Source organism: Mycolicibacterium palauense, assembly GCF_002592005.1.
Lineage (GTDB): Bacteria > Actinomycetota > Actinomycetes > Mycobacteriales > Mycobacteriaceae > Mycobacterium > Mycobacterium palauense.
In genome coordinates this window covers 1-22,643 of record NZ_NVQF01000045.1, presented here as the reverse complement: position 1 = coordinate 22,643, position 22,643 = coordinate 1, and the positions used below count along the sequence as shown (strand labels likewise).

Here is a 22,643-nt window from a genome sequence, read left to right as displayed (position 1 = left end):
GGACCGACCATGACACTGCACGCCGCCTACCCCCGGGTCGTCCGCGAGTTCCAGCGCCCCGTCGGTGTCCTGGGCCGCATCGGCGACCAGGCGATCTTCTACGGCAAGGCCCTGGCCGGGGTGCCCTACGCCCTGCGCTACTACCGCAACGACGTCATCCGGCTGATCGCCGAAATCAGCATGGGCGTGGGCACGTTGGCGATGATCGGCGGCACCCTGGTGATCGTCGGGTTCCTGACGCTGGCCACCGGCGGCACCCTGGCGGTGCAGGGCTACAGCTCGCTGGGCAACATCGGCATCGAGGCGCTGACCGGCTTCCTGGCCGCATTCATCAACGTGCGGATCTCGGCGCCGGTGGTCACCGGCATCGGGCTGGCGGCCACCTTCGGCGCCGGGGTCACCGCACAGCTGGGCGCCATGCGCATCAACGAGGAGATCGACGCCCTGGAGGCCATGGCCATCCGGCCGATCGCCTTCCTGGTCAGCACCAGGATCGTCGCCGGGATGATCGCGATCACCCCGCTGTACTCCATCGCGGTGATCCTGTCGTTCCTGGCCAGCCGGGTGACCACGGTGACCCTGCTGGGCCAGTCCTCGGGCCTCTACCAGCACTACTTCACCACGTTCCTGAGCCCCACCGACCTGCTGTGGTCCTTCGTCCAGGCCCTCGCGATGGCGCTGACGGTGCTGCTGATCCACACCTATTTCGGCTATCACGCCTCCGGCGGCCCGGCGGGCGTGGGCGTGGCCACGGGTGACGCGGTGCGCACCTCGCTGATCCTGGTGGTGTCGGTGACGCTGTTGGTGTCGCTGTCGATCTACGGCTCCGACGGCAACTTCAACCTGTCGGGCTGACCGGCCCGGACGCGCCGGACGCTCAGCCGCCCCGGACCAGCCCCGACCGCACCAGCGCGCCGTCGATGAAATCCTGCACGGGGCGCGACCGGTAGAACCCGGTGTGGGCGCCCTGGTACCACTCGATGTCGGGGCGGCCCCAGTGCTCCCACAGCCGCATCACCTGATCGCGCGGATGCACCAGCCGGTCGGCCACCCCGGCGTAGATGAACCGGCCCGCCATCGGCACCCGCGGCGTCAGCGACAGCGGCGAGACCATCCGGCCCAGCGGTTCGGCCAGGTCCAGCGTGGCCCGGCGCGGGTCGTCCTCGCCCAGGCCGGCGTGGCGGCCCAGCACCTCGATCAGGTCGGCCACCGGCACGCCCAGCACCGCGCAGGTCAGGCCGTCGTCGAGGCTGGCGACCAGCGCGCTGATATAGCCGCCGAGCGACATGCTGTTCAGGCCGATCGGTGACTCCGGCTCCTGGTCGCGGATCCAGGACAGCAGCCGGCGGATGTCCCACGCCGCCTGCGCGGCGGCGTGCAGGTCGTCGAGCACGTCCTCACCGGGGAACGCCGCCCTCTTGACCCGGCGCGGGCCGTGCAGGGGCAGCACCGGCAGCACCACGTTGAGGCCCAGATCCTCGTGCAGGTGACGGGCGCGGAAGAGCCGCAGATCCACCGAGCCGCGGCCCATCAGGGCGCCGTGCACGCAGATCACCCAGGGCCGCGGCTGCCGGTGCCGCAGCACCAGGGCGTGCTCGCGGGTGTTGCGGGTGTAGCCCAGCCACCGGTCGCGGCCCGGCTCGCCGGGGTGCGGGTGGTATTCGCTGATGAACACGACACGGTGCAGGTCGTGTCCGCGGATCGTCACCGGCGAGATCTCGGGGTCGGTCAGCGGGGGAGGGGCGGCGAAGAACTCCTCGGGGTTCTCCAGCCAGCCCTCGGCCCGGTAGAGATCCAGGGCGTCGCTGACCTCGCGGTTGATGCGCCCCAGCGCCTGGCCGTCCCGGGCCGGCAGGAACATCCGGAAACCCAGCAGCACCAGCTCGTCGTGGAAGACCTGGCGGGCCACGGCGACGGTCGGCCGGGCCACCGGCAACGCGGCCGGGGACGCGCCGCCCACCGTGGTGGCCGCCTCCTCCCCGGCGCCGGTGCCGTTGCCGTTGCCGGTGTCTTCCTGCCCGGCGTCGTCCCGCCCGGTCATGAACCGGCGGGTCCGCACGAAGGGCTGTCCCATGTCGGCCGGGCGGGCCAGTCGCCGCGCCCGGCCGTTGTTGCTCTCGGGTGCGGCCATGCCGCGACGGTAGCGCGGCGCCGGGTTTGCCTCAAATGGCTTAGGTCCACAGAACCGGGGCCCCATGGCGCGCGCGTTCCCGTCAAAGTTCCCGGTCGAAATGGCCACCGCCGGGGCCGCGGCGGTCTAGCGTCACCGCTCAAGGGAACGCGATCACCGACGCTGGCCGTCCCGACGCCGTGACCGCACCAGAGCACGATCCGAAGTGGTGGCGCATGAGCGGCAGTGTTACCGGTGGCCCCGGTGGCCCGGAACCGACCGAGATGGCCAAGTGGGATCCGGGCTTCACCAAGCTGGCCAACGGCACCATGGGGCCGCTGGGGAAGCTGTATTTCCGGGCCGAGGTGCGTGGCCTGGACCGGATCCCGCCGGCCGGTGGCGCGCTGGTGGTGTGCAACCACTCCGGCGGTCTGCTCACCCCGGACGTCCTGGTGCTGGGTCCCGCCTTCTACGAGAAGCTGGGCTACGACCGCCCGCTCTTCACGCTGGCCCACTACGGCGTGTTCTTCACCCCGCTGGCCAGCCTGCTCTACCGGATCGGCGTGGTGCACGCCAGCCCGGAGAACGCGGCCGCCGCGCTGCACTCCGGGGCGGTGGTGCTGGTCTTCCCGGGCGGGGACTACGACTCGTTCCGTCCCACGTTCCGGCAGAACGTCATCGACTTCGACGGCCGCAAGGGCTACGTGCGCGCCGCGCTGGAGGCCGGCGTGCCGATCGTTCCCGCGGTGTCCATCGGCGCCCAGGAGACCCAGCTGTTCCTCACCCGCGGCGTCGGGCTGGCCAAACGCCTGGGCTTCCCCCGCATCCGGATGGAGATCATGCCGATCGCCCTCGGTGTGCCGTTCGGCCTGACGAACTTCTTCCCGGCCAACTTCCCGCTGCCCTCGAAGATCGTCACCGAGGTGCTCGACCCGATCGACCTGACCGCCCGCTTCGGGGCCGACCCCGACGTCGACGAGGTCGACGCCCACGTGCGCGGGGTGATGCAGAAGGCGCTCGACGAGCTGGCGCGCCGGCGCCGGTTCCCGGTTCTGGGCTGAGCCCACAGCGCCTGCGACCGGTGTGACCCGCCCCACGTACCGGGGCGCACGCGGCGCGCTGACCAGGCACGCCAGCCCGGCACGCGTATGCGTACCCACCACGTAGGTAGTCGGCTACGCGTGTACCTGCCGCCCATTGTTCGAAAGATCACAACGGTGATCCCCCGCGGGAAAACCGGCGGAGAACGTCGCCGTGAGAAGCCGACACCGAACGAAAAGGGTTGAACCGCAATGAAAAGTGCATCGCTGCAACCGGCGGGAACGACGAAATGAGCGCCTACATCACGGCCACCGGCAGCTACCTGCCCGGCGACCCGGTGCCCAACGAGGAGATCGAGGACTACATCGGCCACGCCGGGCGCGCCACCACCGCGCTGCGGGACGTCACGCTGGCCAACTGCGGAATCAAGACCCGCCACTACGCCATCGACAAGAACCAGCAGACCGTCGTCACCAACGCGGCGATGGCTGCCGCCGCGGTGCGCCTCGCCGCAGACCGCGCCGGCCTCGGCCCCGACGATGTCGACCTGCTCAGCGCGGCCACCACGATGGGCGACCTGATCGCCCCCGGACACGCCAGCATGGTGCACGGCGAACTGGGCTACCACCCCCTGGAGATCACCACCTCCCACGGCATCTGCAGCTGCGGGATGATGGCCCTGAAGAACGCCTACCTGCAGGTCGCGGTGGGGGAGAAGCGGGCCGCGGTCAGCGTGGCCAGCGAATTCGCCTCGCGCATCTTCAAGCATTCGCGCTACGCCGAGATGGGCGACACCGCCGAGGACGGCGCACTGCCCATCGAGGCCGCCTTCCTGCGGTACATGCTCTCCGACGGCGCCGGGGCCGCGGTGATCGAAAACGCCCCCGCCGCATCGGGAATCAGCCTGCGCATCGACTGGATCTCGCTGACGTCGTACGCGAACACCGAGAAGACCTGCATGTACCTGGGCAGCGGCGACAACTCGTGCGCCACCACCTGGCCGGACTATCCCGACGCCGCCTCGGCCGCCGCCGACGGCGCACTGTTCCTGCGGCAGGACCTTTCGCTGCTGCCGCACCTGGTCCGGGTGGGCGTCGACGAGTACGAACGCCTGCTCGCTCAGGGCAGGTTCGACCCCGCCACGCTGACCTGGATCCCGGCGCACTACTCCAGCGAGCGGATGAAGACCCTGGTGCTGGAGGAACTGGCCCGCCGCGGTGCCGAGGTTCCCGGCCCGGAGCGCTGGTACAGCAACCTGACCAGCGTCGGCAACATCGGCTGCGCCTCGATCTACGTGATCCTCGACGAGATGATGACCAGCGGTCTGATCTGCGAGGGGGACACCCTGCTGTGCATGGTGCCCGAATCCGGCCGGTTCGCCGTGTCCTTCATGCACCTGACGGCGGTGTCGGCCGATGACTGAGCCGAAGCGGGACCCCACGGCCGGGCGGCGCAGGGCGGTGGTGTACTACTACAGCCAGACCGGCCAGCTGTGCGAGGTGGCCGACGCGTTGACCGCGCCCCTGCACGACGCCGGCTGGCGGGTGCGCTGGGTGGCCGTGCAGCCCCGCACCCCGTTCCCCTTCCCGTGGCCGCTGCACCGGTTCTTCGGCGTGTTCCCCGACGCCGTCGACCCCGGGGCCTCGGTCCGGCTGATCGAACCCGCCGGCGGATTCGGCAGCGACCCCGACGAACTGGTGATCATCGCCTACCAGGTGTGGTTCCTGGCGCCCTCGCTTCCGGCCCGGTCGTTGTTGACGGCGCACCCGGAGGCCGTCCGGGACCGCTCGGTGATCTCGCTGGTCGCCTGCCGCAACATGTGGTACTCCGCGGCCACCGAGGTGGCGGCGCTGCTGCGCGACGCCGGCGCCCGCCGTGTCGAGGCGGTGGCCGCCACCGACACCCACCGCTCGGCCACCACCCTGGTGACCACGCTGCGCTGGCTGCTGACCGGTGAGCGCGAGCCGTTCTGGTGGTTTCACCGTGCCGGGGTCAGCGACGACGAACTCGACCGGGTCACCGCCGTCGGCGAGGGCCTCGCCCGCACCGGTCGGGTGTCGGGCGAGGCGGCGCCCGTCGTGCCGGCGCTGGCGGTGGCGGATCTGCTGGCGGGACGGGTGTTTCGCCGATGGGCCGCCGCCAGCAGAGCGGCCCGCCGGCTCGGACCGGCCGGCTACGGCCTGTCGCTGGTGGGGTTCGCGTGTGCCCTGACCGTCGGCATCGTCGTGGGTCTGCCGCTGATCGCACTGGTCACGGCCGTCGGCGGCACCCGGTTCGCGGCCGCGGTACAGCGGTTCCTGGTGTCACGGATGTCGCTGGGGGCCGGCAACGGCCCGAAGGCGGTGCCGGCGTGAGCGTCATCGAGGAGAACACCCGCGGCGCGCAGGACCCGTCGGGCGGCGACTACGAGCGGCTGGTCGGCTGGCTGATCGACACGGTGGCCGGTCATCTGCACCTTCCCCCGGACGCCGTCGGCGTCGACACCCCACTGGCCGACCTCGGGATCGACTCGGTGACCGCCCTGGCGCTGTGCGCGGACCTGCGGCGCGAGAAGGGTTTCGACGTCGACACCACCATCGTCTGGGATCACCCCACGATCGAGGACATCGCCGCCCACCTACTCGGGGAGGACCGGTCATGACGGACACCCTCGCCGTCGTCGGGATGGACTGCCGCTTCCCGGGCGCGCCCGATCGGGACGCGTTCTGGCGGCTGCTGATGGACGGCACCGTCACCGATACCGAAATACCCAGGCAGCGTTGGGATGTCGACGCCTTCTACCACCCCGGCGGCGCGGCCGGGACGATGAACACCCGCCGGGCCCACTTCGTCGACGGCGCCGACGCCTTCGACAACGACTTCTTCGGGATCGCGCCGGTCGAGGCGGCCGCGCTCGATCCGCAGCAGCGGATGCTGCTGCAGTCCTGCTGGCACGCCCTCGAGGACGCCGGGACCGATCCGCGCTCCCTGGCCGGCACCGCGACCGGCGTCTACGTGGGCATCATGTCCAGCGAGTGGGGCAGCCTGCAGATGGCCGACTTCGGCGGGTTGACCGCCGCCCGCGGCATGGGCAGCGGCTACTTTATGGCCGCCAACCGCATCTCCTATCACCTCAACCTGACCGGACCCAGCGTGGCCGTCGACTCGGCCTGCTCCTCCTCCCTGGTGGCCATCCACCAGGGTTGCGCCGCGCTGCGGTCCGGCGAGGCCGACACCGTCATCGCCGCCGGGGTCAACCTGCTGCTGACGCCGGCGTTGTCGATCTTCTACACCCAGGCCGGGCTGTCGGCGGCCGACGGGCGCTGCAAACCGTTCGGCCAAGGCGCCGACGGCATCGGGCGCGGCGAGGGGGTGGCCGCGGTGGTGCTGCGCCGGCTGGCCGACGCCGTGGCCGACCGCCAGCCGATCTACGCGCTGGTGCGCAGCTCGGTGACCAACCACGACGGCCGCAGCAACGGCATCACCGCCCCCAACCGCAATTCGCAGGCCGCGTTGATGCGCCGGGCGCTGGAGCTGGCCGCCCGCGAGCCGCGGCAGATCGAGTTCGTCGAGGCCCACGGCACCGGAACGGTGCTCGGCGACATGATCGAGGCCAATGCGCTGGGCGACCTGCACAAGATCCGCCGCGACCGGCCGTGCCTGCTGGGCTCGGTGAAGGGGAACATCGGCCACACCGAGGGCTGCGCCGGCATCGCCGCCTTCATCAAGAGCTGTCTGGCGCTGAGCCGACGACGGCTGCCGCCCACGGTGTACGGCGGGGCCGCCAACCCCGGGCTGCGGCTGGACACGCTCGGTCTGAAACTGGCCGACCGGCCCTACGACCTGCCCGCCGACGCGCTGGGCGCGGTCAGCTCGTTCGGCCTGGGCGGCAGCAACGCCCACGTGGTCCTGCAGGCCCCGCCGACTGCGCCGCCGTGCGAGCCCGGGGTCCTCGGCGTGCTGACCGTCTCCGCGCCCTCGGAACGCGCCCTGCGGCACAACGCCGACGCCGTCGCCGCGCAGCTGGACGGGCTGGACCCCGCGCAGCTGACCGCCTTCTGCCGGACCAGCAACGCCGTCAAACGCGGGCACCGCCACCGGCTGGGCCTGCACGGAGACCACCGGACACTGGCCGCGGGGCTGCGCCGGTATGCGGCCGGCGGGTCCCCGGAGGCGGCGGCCGCCGGACCGCTGCGCCGGGTGGCCGCGCGCATCGGCCTGCTGTGCCCGGGGCAGGGCGGCCAGTACCCGGGCATGACGGCGCCGCTCTACGCCCTCAACCCGGTCTACCGGGAGAACCTGCAGGAGGCCGTCGCCGCCTTCGAGCCGCACCTGCCGCCGGGGCTGCTGACGACGATCCTGGACAGCCGGGCCCAGCTGACCGACACCACCCGGGCGCAACCGGCGTTGTTCGCGGTCTCCTACGCGCTGGCAAAGACGCTGCAGCAGAGCGGGGTCCGGTTCAGCTTCGGGATCGGACACAGTGTCGGCGAGATCGCCGTGGCGGCGCTGGCGGGGGTGCTGCCGCTGCGCGACGCCGCCCACCTGGTCGCGGTCCGCGCCCGGCTGATGGGCGCGCTGCCCGCCGGCGGGGCGATGGTCGCCGTCGACACCGGCGCCGAGCAGGCCGAGGCCGTGGTGGCCCGCCACCCCGGCTGCACCGTCGCCGCCGTCAACGGTCCACGCGCGGTGACACTGTCCGGTGACACCGCGGCCGTCGACGGGGCCGCCGCCGACCTGCGCGCCGAGGGCGCGATGGTGCTGCGCCTGGACGTCTCGCACGCGTTTCACTCCCCGCTGATGGGCCCCGCCGCCGTCGAGTTCGGCCGGGAGCTGCGCGGGCTGCGGCCCCGGTCGGCCGATTTCGCACTGTTCTCCACCGTGCTGGGCCGCGAGGTCGACGGCGCCGACCTGGACGCCGACTACTGGGTGCGCCAGATCTGTGCACCCGTGCTGTTCCACGAGGCCGCCCAGCTCGCGGCGCGCACCAGCGGCGCGGACTACCTGGCCGAGGCGGGCCCCCGCCCGACGCTGCTCAAGCTGGTCCGGCGCGCCGGGCTGCTGCCGCAGGCCGATGCGCTGCCGCTGTGCACCGGCCCGGGCTCCGCGGGCACGGAGCTGCTGGCCGCCGCGGCGGCGCTGCTGCGCGACGGGTTCTCGCCCGATCTGACGCCGCTCTACGGCCGCGCCGAGGGACCGCGGCAGCGGATGCCGCTCTACCGGTTCGACACCGTGAACCGCTACTGGCTGGCCGGGTCCGCGGCGCCCGCGCGACGGGTCGCCGCGGCGAGCCCCACACACCCCGCCGCCGACACCGGCACCCCCGGCCCGACGAACCAGGAAGGCCCGGAACACGCGGTGCTGGCGCTGGTGGCCGACGTCGGGGGCTACACCGCGGCCCAGCTGAGCCGCGACCGGCTGCTCGCCGAGGAACTGGGTTACGACTCGCTGCTGCAGCTGCGCCTGGTGGAGCGGTTACGCACCCAGTACCCGGTGCTGGCCGAGGTGTCGGTGGCCGACGTCCTGCCGACGGTCCGCACCGTCGGGGACGTCGTCGATTTCGTCCTGGGCCGCCTGGACGAGAGCCCGGTGACCGTGAGCGCCAACGAGAGGAGAACGCGATGAGCACCCTGACCCGGGACCTGGTGGCCTCGGCCACCCGATCCGGTCGCCAGCTGATCACCGGCACCGTCGAGGAGCCCGTCCGGCAGAGTTGGGCGCAGATTCACCGGCAGGCCCTGCAGATGGCGGGCGGCCTGGCCGACCGGCGGGTCGGCCCGCACACCACGGTGGCGGTGCTGGCCTGCGACGCCGCCGACGTCGCGCCGCTGACACAGGCGATCTGGCTGCGCCGGGCGGCGGTGACCATGCTGCAGCAGCCGACCCCGCGCACCGACCTGGCCGTCTGGCTGGCCGACACCGTCCGCGCGATCGCGATGATCGACGCCCACCTGGTGGTGGTCGGGCAACCGTTCCTGGCCGCCGCCGACCACCTGCGGAGCCAGGGACTGCCGGTCTGCACGGTCGGCTCGCTGCGCGGCGGCACACCCCTGGACTTCGGACCCGACCTGCACGCCCGGGAATCCGATGTGGCGTTGCTGCAGTTGACCTCCGGGTCGACCGGCATGCCCAAGGCGGTGGAGATCACCCACGCGAACTTCGCCGCCAACGCCGCGGCGATGTGCGACGCCCTCGACATCGACGTCGACACCGACGTGACGGTCACCTGGCTGCCGCTGTCCCACGACATGGGCATGATCGCGTTCCTGACGGTGCCGATGCAGCTGGGGGTGCAGTGCGTCGCGGTCACCCCGGAGCTGTTCCTGCGCCGCCCGCTGAGCTGGGCACAGCTGATCAGCCGGCACCGCGCCACCATCACCTCCGGACCGAACTTCGCCTACTCGGTGTTGACCCGGATGCTGGCCGGGGCCGATCCCGCCGGTCTGGACCTGTCGTCGCTTCGGGTCGCAGTCAACGGGGCCGAGCCGATCGACCACCGCGACATGGCCGAGTTCGCCCGGGTCGGAGCCCGTTTCGGGCTGCGGCCCTCGGCGCCGACCCCGGGCTACGGGCTGGCCGAGGCGACCCTGGCGGTGTCCTTCGGCGCCCCGCACGAGCCGCCGGTCCTCGACCGGGTGTCACGACGCGCGGTCGGCGAACGGCACCGCGCCGAGCCCGCCGAGGCGACCGAGACCCAGACGGTGGTCTGTGTGGGAAAGCCGGTGCAGGGCATGGAGGTCCGCATCACCCGCGCCGGCGCGCCCGTGCCGGCCCGCGACATCGGGGCCATCGAACTGCGGGGCCCGGCGGTGGCCCGCCGCTACCGCACCACCACGGGTGCGGTGCCGATCACCGATGCGCAGGGCTGGCTCGACAGCGGCGACCTCGGGTACCTCGACGAGCGGGGACGCCTCTACGTCTGCGGGCGCAGCAAGGACCTGATCGTGGTGGCCGGGCGCAACCTGTACCCGCATGACATCGAGCGGGCGACCGAGCAGGTCGACGGCGTGCGCCGGGGCTGTGTGGCCGCGGTGCGGGTCGGCGGCGACCACGAGGGATTCGCGGTGCTCGCCGAGGTCCGCGAGCCCGACCACGCCGAGACCTGCGGGCGGATCCGCCGCGACGTGATCAACCGGGTGGTCGGTCACGTCGGGCACGCGCCGCGCCACGTCCGGCTCGTCCGGCCCGGAACGCTGCCCAAGACCGCGTCGGGCAAGCTGCGCCGCGCCAACGCCCGGCAGCTGCTCTTCGACACCGACACCGACGCCGACACCGAAGCGATGGGGGCCTGACATGCTGGCACACGCGTCCCGCGCGGCGATAGCGGCACCCCGGCGGGTGCTGGCGATCGCACTGCTGGTCATCGCGGCCACCGCGGTGTTCGGGGTGCCCGTCGCCGAGAGTCTCTCCGCGGGCGGCATGCGCGACCCGTCCTCGGAATCGGCGCTGGCGGCCCGGCTGCTGGCCGACAGGTTCGATCAGGGTGACATGGCGATGATCGTCAGCGTCACCGCACCCGAAGGCGCCGAGGCCCCGGCCCCCCGGGCGGTCGCCGAGGACATCGTCGCGCAACTGCAGAAGTCGCCGCACGTCAGCCAGGTCACCTCGGCGTGGGCGGGCCCGCCGGGCTCCGCGCTCTACAGCGAGGACGGCACCGCCGGGTTGATCATCGCCGGCATCTCCGGCGACGACAACCAGGCCCAGCGCTACGCGCAGCAGCTGGCCGAGGCATTTCCGTCCGATCACCCCGGGGTGACGGTGCGCACCGGCGGCGAGGCCACCATCTACTGGCAGATCAACGAACAGACCCTCGAGGATCTGCTGGTCATGGAATCCCTGGCGATGCCGCTGAGTTTCGTGGTGCTCGTCTGGGTGTTCGGCGGGCTGGTCGCCGCGGCCATCCCCATGGTGATCGGCATCTTCGCCATCTCCGGGGCGCTGGCGGTGCTGCGGCTGGTGACGCTGTTCACCGACGTGTCCATCTTCGCGCTCAACCTGACCATCGCGCTGGGGCTGGCCCTGGCCATCGACTACACCCTGCTGATCCTGAGCCGCTACCGCGACGAGCTTGCTGAGGGGGCCGCGCGACCACAGGCGTTGCGCCGCACCATGAGCACCGCCGGTCGCACCGTGCTGTTCTCCGCGACGACGGTGGCGTCGTCGATGGTGGCCATGGTGCTGTTCCCGCAGTACTTCCTGAAGTCGTTCGCCTACGCGGGAATCGCGGTGGTGTTGTTCGCCGCGGCCGCGTCGATCGTCGTCACGCCGGCGCTGATCGTCCTGCTCGGCGACCGGCTCGACGCACTCGACATCCGGCGGCTGCTGCGCCGCCGCACCGGGCCGGGGGAACAACGGAAGCCGATCGAACGGACCTTCTGGTACCGCACCAGCACATTCGTCACCCGGCACGCGGTACCCGTCGGCGCCGCCGTGATCGCCCTGCTGTTGCTGCTCGGGGCGCCGTTCCTGGGGGTGCGCTGGGGCTTCCCCGACGACCGGATGCTGCCGGAGTCGGCCTCGGCCCGCCAGCTCGGTGAGCAGCTGCGCAACGACTTCGCCGCCAACCCGTTGACCGACATCAGTGTGCTGGTCTCCGACGACTCGGGGCTCGACGCGGCCGAGCTGAGTTCGTATGCCGCCGCGGTGTCGCGCGTGCCCGACGTCGTGTCGGTGGCCGCCCCCGACGGCACCTACGTCGCCGGCGAACGGGCGGGCCCACCCACCGGCGCGGCCGGAATCGACCGCACCGGTGCGTTCCTCACCGTCTCGACCGACGCCCCGCTGTTCTCCGAGGCCTCGACACACCAGCTCGAGCAGCTGCACGCCACCGCCGCCCCGCCCGGGGCCACGATCCGGCTGGCCGGAGTGGCGCAGGCCAACCACGACAGCGTGCACGCCATCACCGCCCGCGTGCCCCTGGTGCTGGGGGTCATCGCCGCGATCACCCTGGTGCTGCTGTTCCTGCTGACCGGCAGCGTGGTGCTTCCGGTCAAGGCCGTACTGCTGAACATCCTCTCGCTGACCGCGGCGTTCGGCGCGCTGGTGTGGGTGTTCCAGGACGGTCACCTCGGGGCACTCGGCGCGCCGGTGACCGGAACGCTGGAGGTCAACCTGCCGGTGCTGCTGTTCTGTATCGCCTTCGGGCTCTCGATGGACTACGAGGTGTTCCTGATCTCCCGGATCCGCGAGTTCTGGCTGGCCTCCGAGCGCACCGCGCAGGACAACACCCGCAGCGTGGCCCTCGGGGTCGCCCACACCGGCCGGGTGATCACGGCGGCCGCACTGGTGATGTCCATCTCATTCGCGGCGCTGATGGTGGCGCACGTCTTCTTCATGCGGATGTTCGGGCTCGGGCTGACCCTGGCGGTGCTCATGGACGCGACCCTGGTGCGGATGCTGTTGGTGCCGGCCTTCATGCGCGTGCTCGGCAGGCTGAACTGGTGGGCCCCGGCGCCGCTGGCGCGGCTGCACGCCCGGATCGGGTTGAGCGACTCGGCCCCGCCGGCCACCGCGCAGCCGGCGCCCGGAGACGAGGTCCGCAACACGGGGTCGGCCGTGGTCTGATGCTGTGCCGTGGTGTGATGCAGCGCAGGGGACTTCACGGGGAAGCTGCCCGGGACACCGCACACGCCGGACCGCGTCTCGTGCGCGCCGGCGCCGGATACCTGCGTGCCAGGATGAGCCACTCGGCGCTGACCCGGCCCGGCTACACGTGGCCGTTCATCGTGGTCGTCGACGGCTCGATGGTGGTGATCGCGGTCAGTGCGGTGATCCAGCGGGTGCACGTCAGCCCGGCGAGTGCGTCGGTGGCGGCGGTGATCGCGATGGTGCCGCTGCTGGTGTACTTCGTCTGCGACCCCCGTTGGCTGGCCGTCGTCGTCGGGGTGTGCGGGTGGGTGGCCACGGCGTTGTTCCTGGTGCCCGCCGGCCCGGTCCGCGCCGACCCCGCACCGCTTCTGCTGGCGGTGACGGTGGCGGTGGTCGGCACGCTCAGCGGGCGGCTGGGCGGAGCGCTTGCCGCCGGCGCGGCCACGATCCTGCTCGTCGGTGCGTCGGCGATGCACCGGCTGGACGCCGTGGCGCTGTACCTGACCTTCATCGCGATCGCCTTCCTGGTCGGGAACCTGCTGCGCCTGCAGCAGCAGGTGATCGTGCACCAGCGCGACGCCCAGGACGCCCTGGCCGACCGCGCCGTCGCCGACGAACGCCGCCGGATCGCCCGCGAGGTCCACGACGTCGTCGGCCACTCGCTGAGCGTGGTGGCGCTGCAGGTCACCGGGGTGCGCCACATCCTGGAGCAGGACCGGGACCTCGACGAGGCGATCGGGGCGCTGCGCGACATCGAACAGCTCACCACGCAGGCGATGAGCGACATCCGCTGCACGATCACACTTCTCGACGATGCCCCGCCCACCGGCAGGCCGCAGCCGGGCCTCGACGACCTGCCGGGGCTGATCGACGACTTCACCCGCGCCGGGCTCTCGGTACGCCGGACGTTGCGGGTGCGGCCCTCGGCGGTGTCGGCGGCAACGGGCCTGGAGGTCTACCGGATCGTGCAGGAGTCGTTGTCCAACGTCGCCAAGCACGCCCCGCGCGCCGCGACCTCGGTGGCCGTCGCGGCCTCACCCTCGTCGCTGACGATCCGGGTGGCCAACGACGTGCCGCCCGGAACCGCGGGCCGGGTCGGCGGCCCGGGGCGGGGGCTGCCGGGCATGCGGCAACGGGTTGCGCTGCTCGGCGGGGCGATCGACATCGGGGTGCGTGCGCACCAGTGGGTGGTCGACGCTGACATCCCACTACCGATCTACGGGGGTGACGACGATGAGTGACGAGATCGCGGTGCTGCTCGTCGACGATCAGGAACTGGTCCGCTCCGGGCTGCGCCGGATCCTGCGCCGCAAGGTCGGATTCGTGATCGTCGCCGAATGCTGCGACGGCGACGAGGTCATGGCCGCCGTCGAGGCGCATCGCCCCGACGTCGTGGTGATGGATCTGCGGATGAAGCGGGTGGACGGTATCGAAGCGACCCGCCGGCTCAACGCCGGTGGGGGCCCACCCGTGCTGATTCTGACCACCTTCAACGAGGACGAGTTGATCTCCTCGGCGTTGCGCAGCGGCGCCGCGGGGTTCGTGCTGAAGAACTCCACCGCCGAGGAACTGATCCGGGCCGTCACCGCGGTCGCGCAGGGGGAGGGCTATCTCGATCCGGCCGTCACGACGCAGGTGTTGCGCGGCTATCGCCAGACGGCCACCGCGCACAGCGTGCCGGTAGAGGCCCTGACCTCGCGGGAGGTCGAGGTGCTGCAACTGGTCGCGTCGGGGCGGTCGAACACCGAGATCGCCGAGCACCTCGGGATCTCGGAGCTCACGGTCAAGACGCACCTCGGCCGCATCCTGCACAAACTCCAGCTGCGCGACCGTGCCGCGGCCATCGTCTACGCCTACGATCACGACATCGTGCTGCCGCGCCGCGCCCGGTCGGGGCGCTGAACCCGCTGGGCGCGACCCGATGTCGACGACACCGATCGGTGCGCCCGTGATACCGGGGTACTACGGGCGTACTACCCCGGTCGTACGCGAGATTTCCTCCGCCGGCAGGACGCAATTCGCCGCCGCGGTTCCTACCGTCGAGACATGACCATTCTGCAGGAGTCACCGGAGCGGGTCGACGGCACCGACACCGTGGAGCAGGTCCGTAGCGCCACGCCGGTCGCCACACCGGCGGGTGTGACCGCGGTCGAGCCCGCGCGGCGCCGCGTCCGCCTGGGTGCGTTGCGGCGTGCGGTGTTCGGCGGTCCGAGACGGCCGAGGCAGCGCAAGAAGGCCGCGAAGGTGGAGCACGTGGGGCAGGTGGAGCACGGGGTGGTTCCGCCGCTGCGCCCGTACTTCATGGAGAAGGCGACGATGCAGCGGGAGATGTTCCGGCTCTGAGGGTCTCACGCGGCGGGCCGCCGAGGCTCGCGCCGATCGCCCGCGGAGCATGCGCGGTCCTTCCCGACCACGCAATGTAGCCGTCGGGGCGCACCAGCACCGCCGGGCCGTCGTCGGTCCGCTCGGCCTGCAGCACACCGGGTGCCACGAGCGCCGCGGTGCCGCGCTCGCGGATCAGCACGAAACCCGGATTGCGCTGCAGCGCGGTCAGCCGGCCCTGCGCCAGCGGGATCTCGGTGGCCCGCCGTCCGACCGGGCCCCGGCGCCCGTACCGCAGGCTCGTGCCGGCGAAGCTGCCGGCCACCGCGTCGCGCACCCGCGGGATGCGCAGCACCCGGGGCACCACCAGGTCCCGAACCCGCTGCGCGAGCGGTGATTTCAGGATCACCGCCCGGGCCAGCAGGCCGGACTGCCGCAACACCCGCCGGCCGATCGGGTGGCGCTCGTCGTGGTAGCTGTCCAGCAGGTCCTCCGGGGCGCCGTCGAGCACCGCGGCGATCTTCCAGGCCAGGTTCGCCGCGTCCTGGATGCCGGTGTTCATGCCCTGCCCGCCGACGGGGGAGTGCACATGAGCGGCGTCGCCGGCCAGGAACACCCGCCCGTGCCGGTAGCGGCGGACCTGGCGCTCGTCGGAGTGGAACCGTGAGTGCCAACCGATGTCGAGCACACCGTGGTCGGCGTGCATGGCCCGGCGCAGCACGTCGGCGACCTCGCCCTCCCGCACGGGTGCGGTGTCGGGCACCTGGTGGTGGCGGTCCCACACCATGGCCCGGTACCAGGAACCGTCGGGGTCGTGGCGGCCGTAGGGCGCCAGGAACGCGAACACGTCGCGGGTGCTGCCGACGGTGAGGCCGCCGCCGGCGGGCGGGTGGGCCAGTTTGACGTCGGCCAGCATGATCGAGGACAGCACCGTCTCGCCGGGGAAGTCCACCCCGAGCAGCCCACGCACCGTGCTGTGCGCGCCGTCGGCGGCGATCACGTAGCGCGCCCGGAACGTCTGCGTGGCCCCGCCGGGGTCCTCGTGCGGGCGCGCGGTCAGCGTCACGCCGTCGGCGTCCTGCACCAGGTCCACCACCTCCAGGCCGCGCCGCACGTCGGCGCCGCAGTCCAGCGCACACCGGTTCAGGGCGGCATCGACGTTGGTCTGCGGGGTGATCATCACGAACGGGTAGGCGCTGTCGAGGTGGGCCATGTCCAGCCGGGCCCCGGCGAACAGCGTGACCCCGGGCGCGCGGTGCGCGCCGGCCAGCAGCTCGGCGGCCAGCCCGCGCGCGTCGAGCACCTCCAGGGTGCGGGCCATGGTGGCGAACGCCCGGCTCGACGGGTTCACCTGCGGCCAGCGCTCCAGCACGGTGACGGAGTGCCCGGCTCGGGCCAGGTCCCCGGCGGCGGTGGCACCGGTGGGGCCGGCGCCGACCACCACCACGTCGACGTCATGGATGTGGGTCATCGGAGTACTCCCTCTGCACGAACTCTGCATTTAATTCAACGACTGATGAAAACGACGGTAGGCGAGGGTGGTGGCGGATGTCAACGGTTGTTGAATAGAATCCGGAGATGACCGCAAAGACGCGTGATGCCGAGGCGACCAGGGCCACCATCCTGGCCACCGCCCGGGCCCAGTTCGGGTCGAACGGCTTCGAGTGCACCACCATCCGCTCGATCGCCTCGGAGGCCGGCGTGGACCCCGCGCTGGTGATGCACTACTTCGGCAACAAGGCGCAGCTGTTCGCCGAGGCATCCCGGCTGGAGATCGACTTCCCCGACCTGGCCGGGGTGTCGGCGGACCGCCTCGCCGACGTGCTGGTGCCGCTGGTGGTCGACGTGTGGCGCCCCGACGGGCCGTTCCTGCCGCTGCTGCGGGCCGCGGCCACCCACCCCGCGGCCCGCGACGCGCTGCTGAAGGTGTTCGTCGAGCAGGTCACCCCCGCGCTGACCGCGCTGGCGTCGGACCACCCCGCCGAGCGGGCGGTCATGGTCGGCTCCCAGGTGCTCGGAATCGCGTTGGCGCGCTACATCCTTCAGGAGCCGACCCTGGTGGAGATGGACGACGCGGTGTTGGCCGACTGGGTGCGCCCGGCGCTCGCGCACTATCTGACCGGTCCCATGCCGGGACGCGGTACCGCCGACGCGCGCTGATATCACCGGCGATATCGCTGTCGGGAGCGCGGTGTGCCGACCTCCGCCCGCGACCCGCCCCGACGGGGCAAAAACACTGGTGGGACGTGTCCAAGGTCATGCCCGCACACCCTGCAGAAGAGGGTCGGCGGGCTTACCGTTGAAGTATCGGCACCCGGTCGGCACGCACCAGGGGAGAGGCGGTACCAGCCATGACCACAGAAGCCGTCAACAACGAAGAAGTCCGCACCGACGCAAGCCACGCAGCAGAGGGCGACCCCCGCCGCCACGCCTGGCGCGGATTCCGTCCCGGCGATTGGTGCGACCGCATCGACGTCCGCGATTTCATCCAGACCAACTACACCCCCTACGAGGGGGACGATTCCTTCCTCGCCGGCGCGACCGCCCGCACGAGCGGCATCTGGGCCGCGCTGAGCGAGCTGTTCCCCGAGGAACGCCGCAAGGGCGTCTACGACGTCGACTTCGAGACCCCCGCGGCCATCACCGCGCACGGCCCCGGCTACATCGACCGTGACAACGAGATCATCGTCGGCCTGCAGACCGACGCCCCGCTCAAGCGCGCCATCATGCCCTTCGGCGGCTGGCGCATGGTGGTCAAGGAACTCGAGACCTACGGCTACCCGGTCAAGCCGGAACTCGAGGAGATCTTCACCAAGTATCGAAAGACCCACAACGACGGCGTGTTCGACGTCTACCCGCCCAACGTGCGAGCCGCCCGCGCCTCGCACATCGTCACCGGCCTGCCCGACGCCTACGGCCGCGGCCGCATCATCGGCGACTACCGTCGCGTCGCGCTCTACGGCGTCGACGCCCTGATCGAGGGCAAGAAGCTCGAGCGCATGGAACTCGACATGCAGCGCTCGACCGAGGACGTCATCCGCGACCGGGAGGAGAACGCCGAGCAGGTCAGGGCGCTCGGCGAGCTCAAGCAGATGGCGGCCGCCTACGGCTTCGACATCTCGGGCCCGGCGAACACCGCCCGCGAGGCGGTCCAGTGGCTGTACTTCGGCTACCTGGCCGCGGTCAAGGAGCAGAACGGCGCGGCGATGTCGCTTGGGCGCACCTCGACCTTCCTCGACATCTACCTCGAACGCGACCTCGCCGACGGGCTGCTCACCGAGTCGGCGGCCCAGGAGATCATCGACGACTTCGTCATCAAACTGCGCATCGTGCGGTTCCTGCGCACCCCCGACTACGACGCGCTGTTCTCGGGGGACCCCACCTGGGTCACCGAGACCATCGGCGGAATCGGCGAGGACGGCCGGCCGCTGGTCACCCGCACCTCCTTCCGGTACCTGCAGACCCTGTACAACCTGGGCCCCGGTCCCGAACCGAACCTGACGGTGCTGTGGTCGGACCGGCTGCCCCGCGGGTTCAAGGAGTTCTGCGCCCAGGTCTCCATCGACACCTCGGCCATCCAGTACGAGTCCGACGAACTACTGCGCTCCTGCTGGGGCGACGACACCGCGATCGCGTGCTGTGTGTCGGCGATGACCGTCGGCAAGCAGATGCAGTTCTTCGGCGCCCGGGTCAACCTCGCCAAGGCGCTGCTGTACGCCATCAACGGCGGCCGCGACGAGATCACCGGCGATCAGGTCGCACCGCCCAGCACCCCGGTCACCGGCGAGGTCCTCGACTACGACACCGTGCTGGCGGCCTACGACCGGCTGCTGAACTGGCTGGCCGAAACCTACGTCGACGCCCTGAACTGCATCCACTACATGCACGACAAGTACGCCTACGAGCGCATCGAGATGGCCCTGCACGACCGGACCATCCTGCGGACCATGGCCTGCGGCATCGCCGGGCTCTCGGTGGCCGCCGACTCGCTGTCGGCCATCAAGTACGCCACCGTGCGTCCCGTGCGCGACGACACCGGGCTGGTGGTCGACTACGTCGTCGAGGGCGAATTCCCCTGCTACGGCAACGACGACGACCGGGCCGACGACATCGCGGTGGAACTGGTGACCCGGTTCATGGAGAAGGTCCGCGCCCAGCCGACCTACCGCAACGCCCGCCACACCCAGTCGGTACTGACCATCACCTCCAACGTGGTCTACGGCAAGCACACCGGCAACACCCCCGACGGCCGGCGGCTCGGCGAGCCGTTCGCCCCCGGCGCCAACCCGATGAACGGCCGTGACGTGCACGGCGTCATGGCCTCGGCGCTGTCGGTGGCCAAGCTGCCCTACGACCAGGCCCAGGACGGCATCTCGCTGACCACCACGGTCGTGCCGTCGGGGCTGGGACGCGTGCGCGCCGACCAGATCGCCAACCTGGTGGGCATCCTGGACGCCTACACGGTGTCCAACGGCTTCCACGTCAACATCAACGTCCTCAACCGGGAGGTGCTGGAGGATGCGATGGATCACCCGGAGAAATACCCCCAGCTGACCATCCGGGTGTCCGGCTACGCCGTGAACTTCGTGCGGCTGACCCGCGAACAGCAGCTCGACGTGCTCTCGCGCACGTTCCACGCGGGCCTGTAGCCCGCACACCACGGTGGCTGACTGTGGCTGAGCAGCCGGCGCACGCCGCGCCGCCGATGCACGTCGCCGACCTGGAGGTGGCCGCCAGCGAGCGGATCACCGACCACGGCACCGGCGCCGTGCACTCGTGGGACCTGGTGACCGCCGCCGACGGGCCCGGCACCCGGATGACGCTGTTTCTGGCCGGCTGCGGCATGCGCTGCCAGTACTGCCAGAACCCCGACAGCTGGCGGATGGCCGACGGGGTCCGCCACAGCGTCGAGGAGGTCATGGAACGGGTGGCCCGCTACCGCACGATCATGCGGGTCACCGGCGGCGGGCTGACCATCTCCGGGGGCGAGCCGCTGCTGCAGGCCCGGTTCGTGGCCCACATCTTCGCCCGCTGCCGCGAGCTGGGCATCCACACCGCGTTGGACACCAACGGCCTGCTGGGGGCCCGGCTGCGCGACGAGGATCTCGACGACATCGACCTGGTGCTGCTGGACATCAAGTCCGGGCTGCCGGAGACCTACCAGCGGGTGACCGGGCGCGCACTGCAGCCGACCCTGGACTTCGCGCAGCGGCTCTCCGAGCGGGGCACGGCGATGTGGATCCGGTTCGTGCTGGTGCCCGGGCTCACCGACGCGGTGGACAACGTCGAGGCGGTGGCCGACATCGTGGCCGGCCTGCGCGGGGTGCAACGCCTGGAGGTGCTGCCCTTCCACCAGCTCGGGCGCGAGAAGTGGGCGGCCACCGGCGAGCCCTACCTGCTCGCCGACACCCACCCGCCCGAACCGGCGCTGGTGGAGCGGGTCAAGGGGCAGTTCGCCCGCCGCGGCATCACCGTGATGTGACGCCGGGCCGGGCAGGCCTTCGGGAAGGTGCCCGCGCCGGACCGCGGTGTTTACAACAACCCGCCCGGACGTAACACTCGAACCGACGTTCGCGCGGCGGCGGCCGCGGCCGGAAGGGGAGCGATGACCGAGTTCGACCAGCTCGACTACTTCAGCGACCCGTCGGTGGTCGAGGACCCGTACCCCTACTTCGAGTTCCTGCGTGCACAGTGCCCGGTCTGGCGCGAACCCCGCCACGGCGTGTACGCGGTCACCGGCTACGACGAACTCGTCGAGGTCTACCGCGACCACCAGACCTACTCGTCGATCAACTCCTCGCTGGGACCGTTCGGGCTGCCGTTCACCCCCGAGGGTGACGACGTCTCCGAGCAGATCGACGCCCACCGCGACCAGTTCCCGATGCACGAGCACCTCGTCGCGTTCGACCCCCCGAAGCACACCGAACACCGGGCGCTGCTCAACGGTCTCTTCACGCCCAAGCGGCTCAAGGAGAACGAGGCGTTCATGTGGCGGCTGACCGACGGTCTCATCGACGAGTTCATCGGGGACGGCCGCTGCGAGTTCGTCACCGCCTACGCCCAGCCCTTCCCGCTGCTGGTGATCGCCGACCTACTCGGGGTGCCCGAGGCCGACCATCCGATGTTCCGCGCCCTGCTGGCCGGCGCCGGGCCCACCGAGGAGCAGCCCTGGGCGGTCGAGGACGACGGCGCCCTCAAAACCAATCCGCTGTCCTACCTCGACGACTGGTTCACCGCCTACATCGAGGATCGCCGCCGCCGACCGCGGGCGGACATGCTCACCGAGCTCGCCACCGCGCGGTTCGGCGACGGCTCCCTGCCCGAGGTCGTCGACCTGGTCCGCCACGCCACCTTCCTGTTCATCGCCGGGCACGAGACCACCGCGCGCCTGCTGGCCAGCGCCCTGCAGGTGCTGGCCGAGGATCCCGAGCTGCAACACACACTGCGCGCCAACCCGGAGAAAATCCCCAACTTCGTCGAGGAGATGCTGCGCCTGGAGAGCCCGATCAAAAGCGACTTCCGGATGGCCCGCACGTCGACCGAGCTGGGTGGTGTGCCGGTGCCCGCCGGGGCCACGGTGATGCTGCTGCCCGGCGCGGCCAACCGTGACCCGGCGCGCTTCGCGTGCCCCGCGCAGCTGAAGCTCGACCGCCGCAACGCCCGCCAGAACGTCGCCTTCGCTCGCGGGGTGCACAGCTGCCCCGGCGGCCCGCTCGCGCGCATCGAGGCCCGGGTCACCATCGAACGTCTCCTGGACCGGCTGCGCGACATCCGGGTCTCCGAGGCCCACCACGGCCCGCCCGGGCAGCGCCGCTTCGAACACGTGCCGCTGTGGATTCTGCGCGGCCTGGACAACCTGCATCTGGAGTTCGAGGGGACGGGGCACTCATGACCGGCGGCGACCTGCAGGCCTGGATCGACAAGCAGGCGCTGACCGAACTGGTCGCGGTGCTCTCGGCGGCAGTCGACCGCGCCGACAAGCAGGCGATCCTCGGCTGCTATGCCGAACCGTCCTACGACGACCACGGCGTCTTCAAGGGGACGGGTCAGGAGTTCGCCGAGTTCGTCTGCGGCCCGGCCGCCGGCACCATGGTGATGCACCACCTGCTCGGCCAGTCGGTCTTCGACGTCCGCGGCGACGAAGCGTGGGGCGAGACGTTCTTCATCTTCCACTCGATGTTCGGCGCGCACTGCCAAAGCGCGTTCGGCCGCTACATCGACTACTTCCGCCGCGTCGGGCCGGACTGGAAGGTCGCCTACCGGCGCGTGGTCCCGGACCGGACCATGGCCGGCGACGACATGGCCAATTACTGGGCCGCCCATCGCGGCGGCGACGATCCGCGCTACGACCGGCTGACCGCGCCGCCGACCTAGGCGGGCGGTGGCCTACGCCGGCGGGGGTGGCGGCGTAGGCCACCGCCCGCCTAGGTCCGTCCCCTATACACACTTGACGCTGTCGACTACACCTCCATTGTTGATCCTCGTGCGCGCTGTCACCTTTTCAAAATAATCAAATTGTATCCGTGCTATACGTTACCACCTGCGCTCTCTCTACACTATGCATCTCACCTATATCACCTCTATCGTGACACTGTCTTACTTA

Annotated in this window: 18 protein-coding genes; 16 read left to right on the top strand and 2 right to left on the bottom strand. The window is 71.3% G+C overall.

Annotated features, from left to right (window positions below):
* Positions 1 to 9 precede the first annotated feature (9 nt).
* A complete protein-coding gene (locus tag CSR00_RS17800) occupies positions 10 to 855 on the top strand; it encodes an MlaE family ABC transporter permease (protein ID WP_099023755.1) in 846 nt (281 codons plus the stop codon).
* Positions 856 to 877: 22 nt separating this feature from the next.
* On the opposite strand, the gene CSR00_RS17795 is transcribed toward CSR00_RS17800, so the two are convergent.
* Positions 878 to 2,131, bottom strand: coding sequence for an alpha/beta hydrolase family protein (locus CSR00_RS17795; RefSeq protein ID WP_099023754.1), 1,254 nt, complete (start codon positions 2,129 to 2,131; stop codon positions 878 to 880).
* Positions 2,132 to 2,346: 215 nt separating this feature from the next.
* Here CSR00_RS17795 and CSR00_RS17790 point away from each other — a divergent pair, with 215 nt between their 5' ends.
* The 10 genes from CSR00_RS17790 to CSR00_RS17750 all read left to right on the top strand — a co-directional run bounded on the left by CSR00_RS17790 (position 2,347) and on the right by CSR00_RS17750 (position 15,061).
* A complete protein-coding gene (locus CSR00_RS17790; protein WP_099023753.1) occupies positions 2,347 to 3,171 on the top strand; it encodes a lysophospholipid acyltransferase family protein in 825 nt (274 codons plus the stop codon).
* Between the two features lie 269 nt (positions 3,172 to 3,440).
* A complete protein-coding gene (locus tag CSR00_RS17785) occupies positions 3,441 to 4,574 on the top strand; it encodes a StlD/DarB family beta-ketosynthase (protein WP_099023752.1) in 1,134 nt (377 codons plus the stop codon).
* Entirely contained in the window at positions 4,567 to 5,505 is a 939-nt protein-coding gene (locus CSR00_RS31035; RefSeq protein ID WP_218014515.1) for a hypothetical protein, read from the top strand. The genes CSR00_RS17785 and CSR00_RS31035 overlap by 8 nt, the downstream gene beginning before the upstream one ends.
* Positions 5,502 to 5,792 carry an acyl carrier protein gene (locus CSR00_RS31030; RefSeq protein ID WP_218014514.1) on the top strand — a complete coding sequence of 97 codons (291 nt, stop codon included), beginning with the start codon at positions 5,502 to 5,504 and terminating at the stop codon, positions 5,790 to 5,792. The genes CSR00_RS31035 and CSR00_RS31030 overlap by 4 nt, the downstream gene beginning before the upstream one ends.
* Complete coding sequence (locus CSR00_RS17775; RefSeq protein WP_099023750.1) at positions 5,789 to 8,755, top strand: type I polyketide synthase; 2,967 nt, start codon at positions 5,789 to 5,791, stop codon at positions 8,753 to 8,755. Before CSR00_RS31030 ends, CSR00_RS17775 begins: the two co-directional genes overlap by 4 nt.
* On the top strand, positions 8,752 to 10,422 hold the full coding sequence (locus CSR00_RS17770; protein ID WP_099023749.1) for a fatty acyl-AMP ligase: 1,671 nt from the start codon (positions 8,752 to 8,754) through the stop codon (positions 10,420 to 10,422). Before CSR00_RS17775 ends, CSR00_RS17770 begins: the two co-directional genes overlap by 4 nt.
* 1 nt (position 10,423) lies before the next feature.
* Positions 10,424 to 12,694 carry an MMPL family transporter gene (locus tag CSR00_RS17765; protein ID WP_099023748.1) on the top strand — a complete coding sequence of 757 codons (2,271 nt, stop codon included), beginning with the start codon at positions 10,424 to 10,426 and terminating at the stop codon, positions 12,692 to 12,694.
* A gap of 80 nt (positions 12,695 to 12,774) precedes the next feature.
* Complete coding sequence (locus CSR00_RS17760) at positions 12,775 to 13,959, top strand: sensor histidine kinase (protein ID WP_141564390.1); 1,185 nt, start codon at positions 12,775 to 12,777, stop codon at positions 13,957 to 13,959.
* Complete coding sequence (locus CSR00_RS17755; protein ID WP_099023746.1) at positions 13,952 to 14,620, top strand: response regulator transcription factor; 669 nt, start codon at positions 13,952 to 13,954, stop codon at positions 14,618 to 14,620. Before CSR00_RS17760 ends, CSR00_RS17755 begins: the two co-directional genes overlap by 8 nt.
* A 144-nt stretch (positions 14,621 to 14,764) precedes the next feature.
* Positions 14,765 to 15,061 (top strand): hypothetical protein, encoded by a 297-nt coding sequence (locus CSR00_RS17750; protein WP_099023745.1) that lies wholly within the window; start codon positions 14,765 to 14,767, stop codon positions 15,059 to 15,061.
* Here CSR00_RS17750 and CSR00_RS17745 read toward each other — a convergent pair.
* Positions 15,018 to 16,511 (bottom strand): FAD-dependent oxidoreductase, encoded by a 1,494-nt coding sequence (locus tag CSR00_RS17745; RefSeq protein ID WP_099023744.1) that lies wholly within the window; start codon positions 16,509 to 16,511, stop codon positions 15,018 to 15,020. The genes CSR00_RS17750 and CSR00_RS17745 overlap by 44 nt on opposite strands.
* A gap of 107 nt (positions 16,512 to 16,618) precedes the next feature.
* Here CSR00_RS17745 and CSR00_RS17740 point away from each other — a divergent pair, with 107 nt between their 5' ends.
* From CSR00_RS17740 to CSR00_RS17720, 5 genes are all read left to right on the top strand, one after another.
* Positions 16,619 to 17,200, top strand: a complete 582-nt coding sequence (locus CSR00_RS17740) for a TetR/AcrR family transcriptional regulator (RefSeq protein ID WP_099023743.1) — start codon at positions 16,619 to 16,621, stop codon at positions 17,198 to 17,200.
* A gap of 191 nt (positions 17,201 to 17,391) precedes the next feature.
* Positions 17,392 to 19,689 carry a formate C-acetyltransferase gene (gene pflB, locus CSR00_RS17735; protein ID WP_099023742.1) on the top strand — a complete coding sequence of 766 codons (2,298 nt, stop codon included), beginning with the start codon at positions 17,392 to 17,394 and terminating at the stop codon, positions 19,687 to 19,689.
* Between the two features lie 23 nt (positions 19,690 to 19,712).
* Positions 19,713 to 20,522, top strand: a complete 810-nt coding sequence (gene pflA, locus CSR00_RS17730) for a pyruvate formate-lyase-activating protein (RefSeq protein ID WP_245906194.1) — start codon at positions 19,713 to 19,715, stop codon at positions 20,520 to 20,522.
* Positions 20,523 to 20,645: 123 nt separating this feature from the next.
* Positions 20,646 to 21,932 (top strand): cytochrome P450, encoded by a 1,287-nt coding sequence (locus CSR00_RS17725; protein ID WP_099023741.1) that lies wholly within the window; start codon positions 20,646 to 20,648, stop codon positions 21,930 to 21,932.
* Complete coding sequence (locus tag CSR00_RS17720) at positions 21,929 to 22,414, top strand: nuclear transport factor 2 family protein (protein WP_099023740.1); 486 nt, start codon at positions 21,929 to 21,931, stop codon at positions 22,412 to 22,414. The genes CSR00_RS17725 and CSR00_RS17720 overlap by 4 nt, the downstream gene beginning before the upstream one ends.
* Positions 22,415 to 22,643 lie beyond the last annotated feature (229 nt).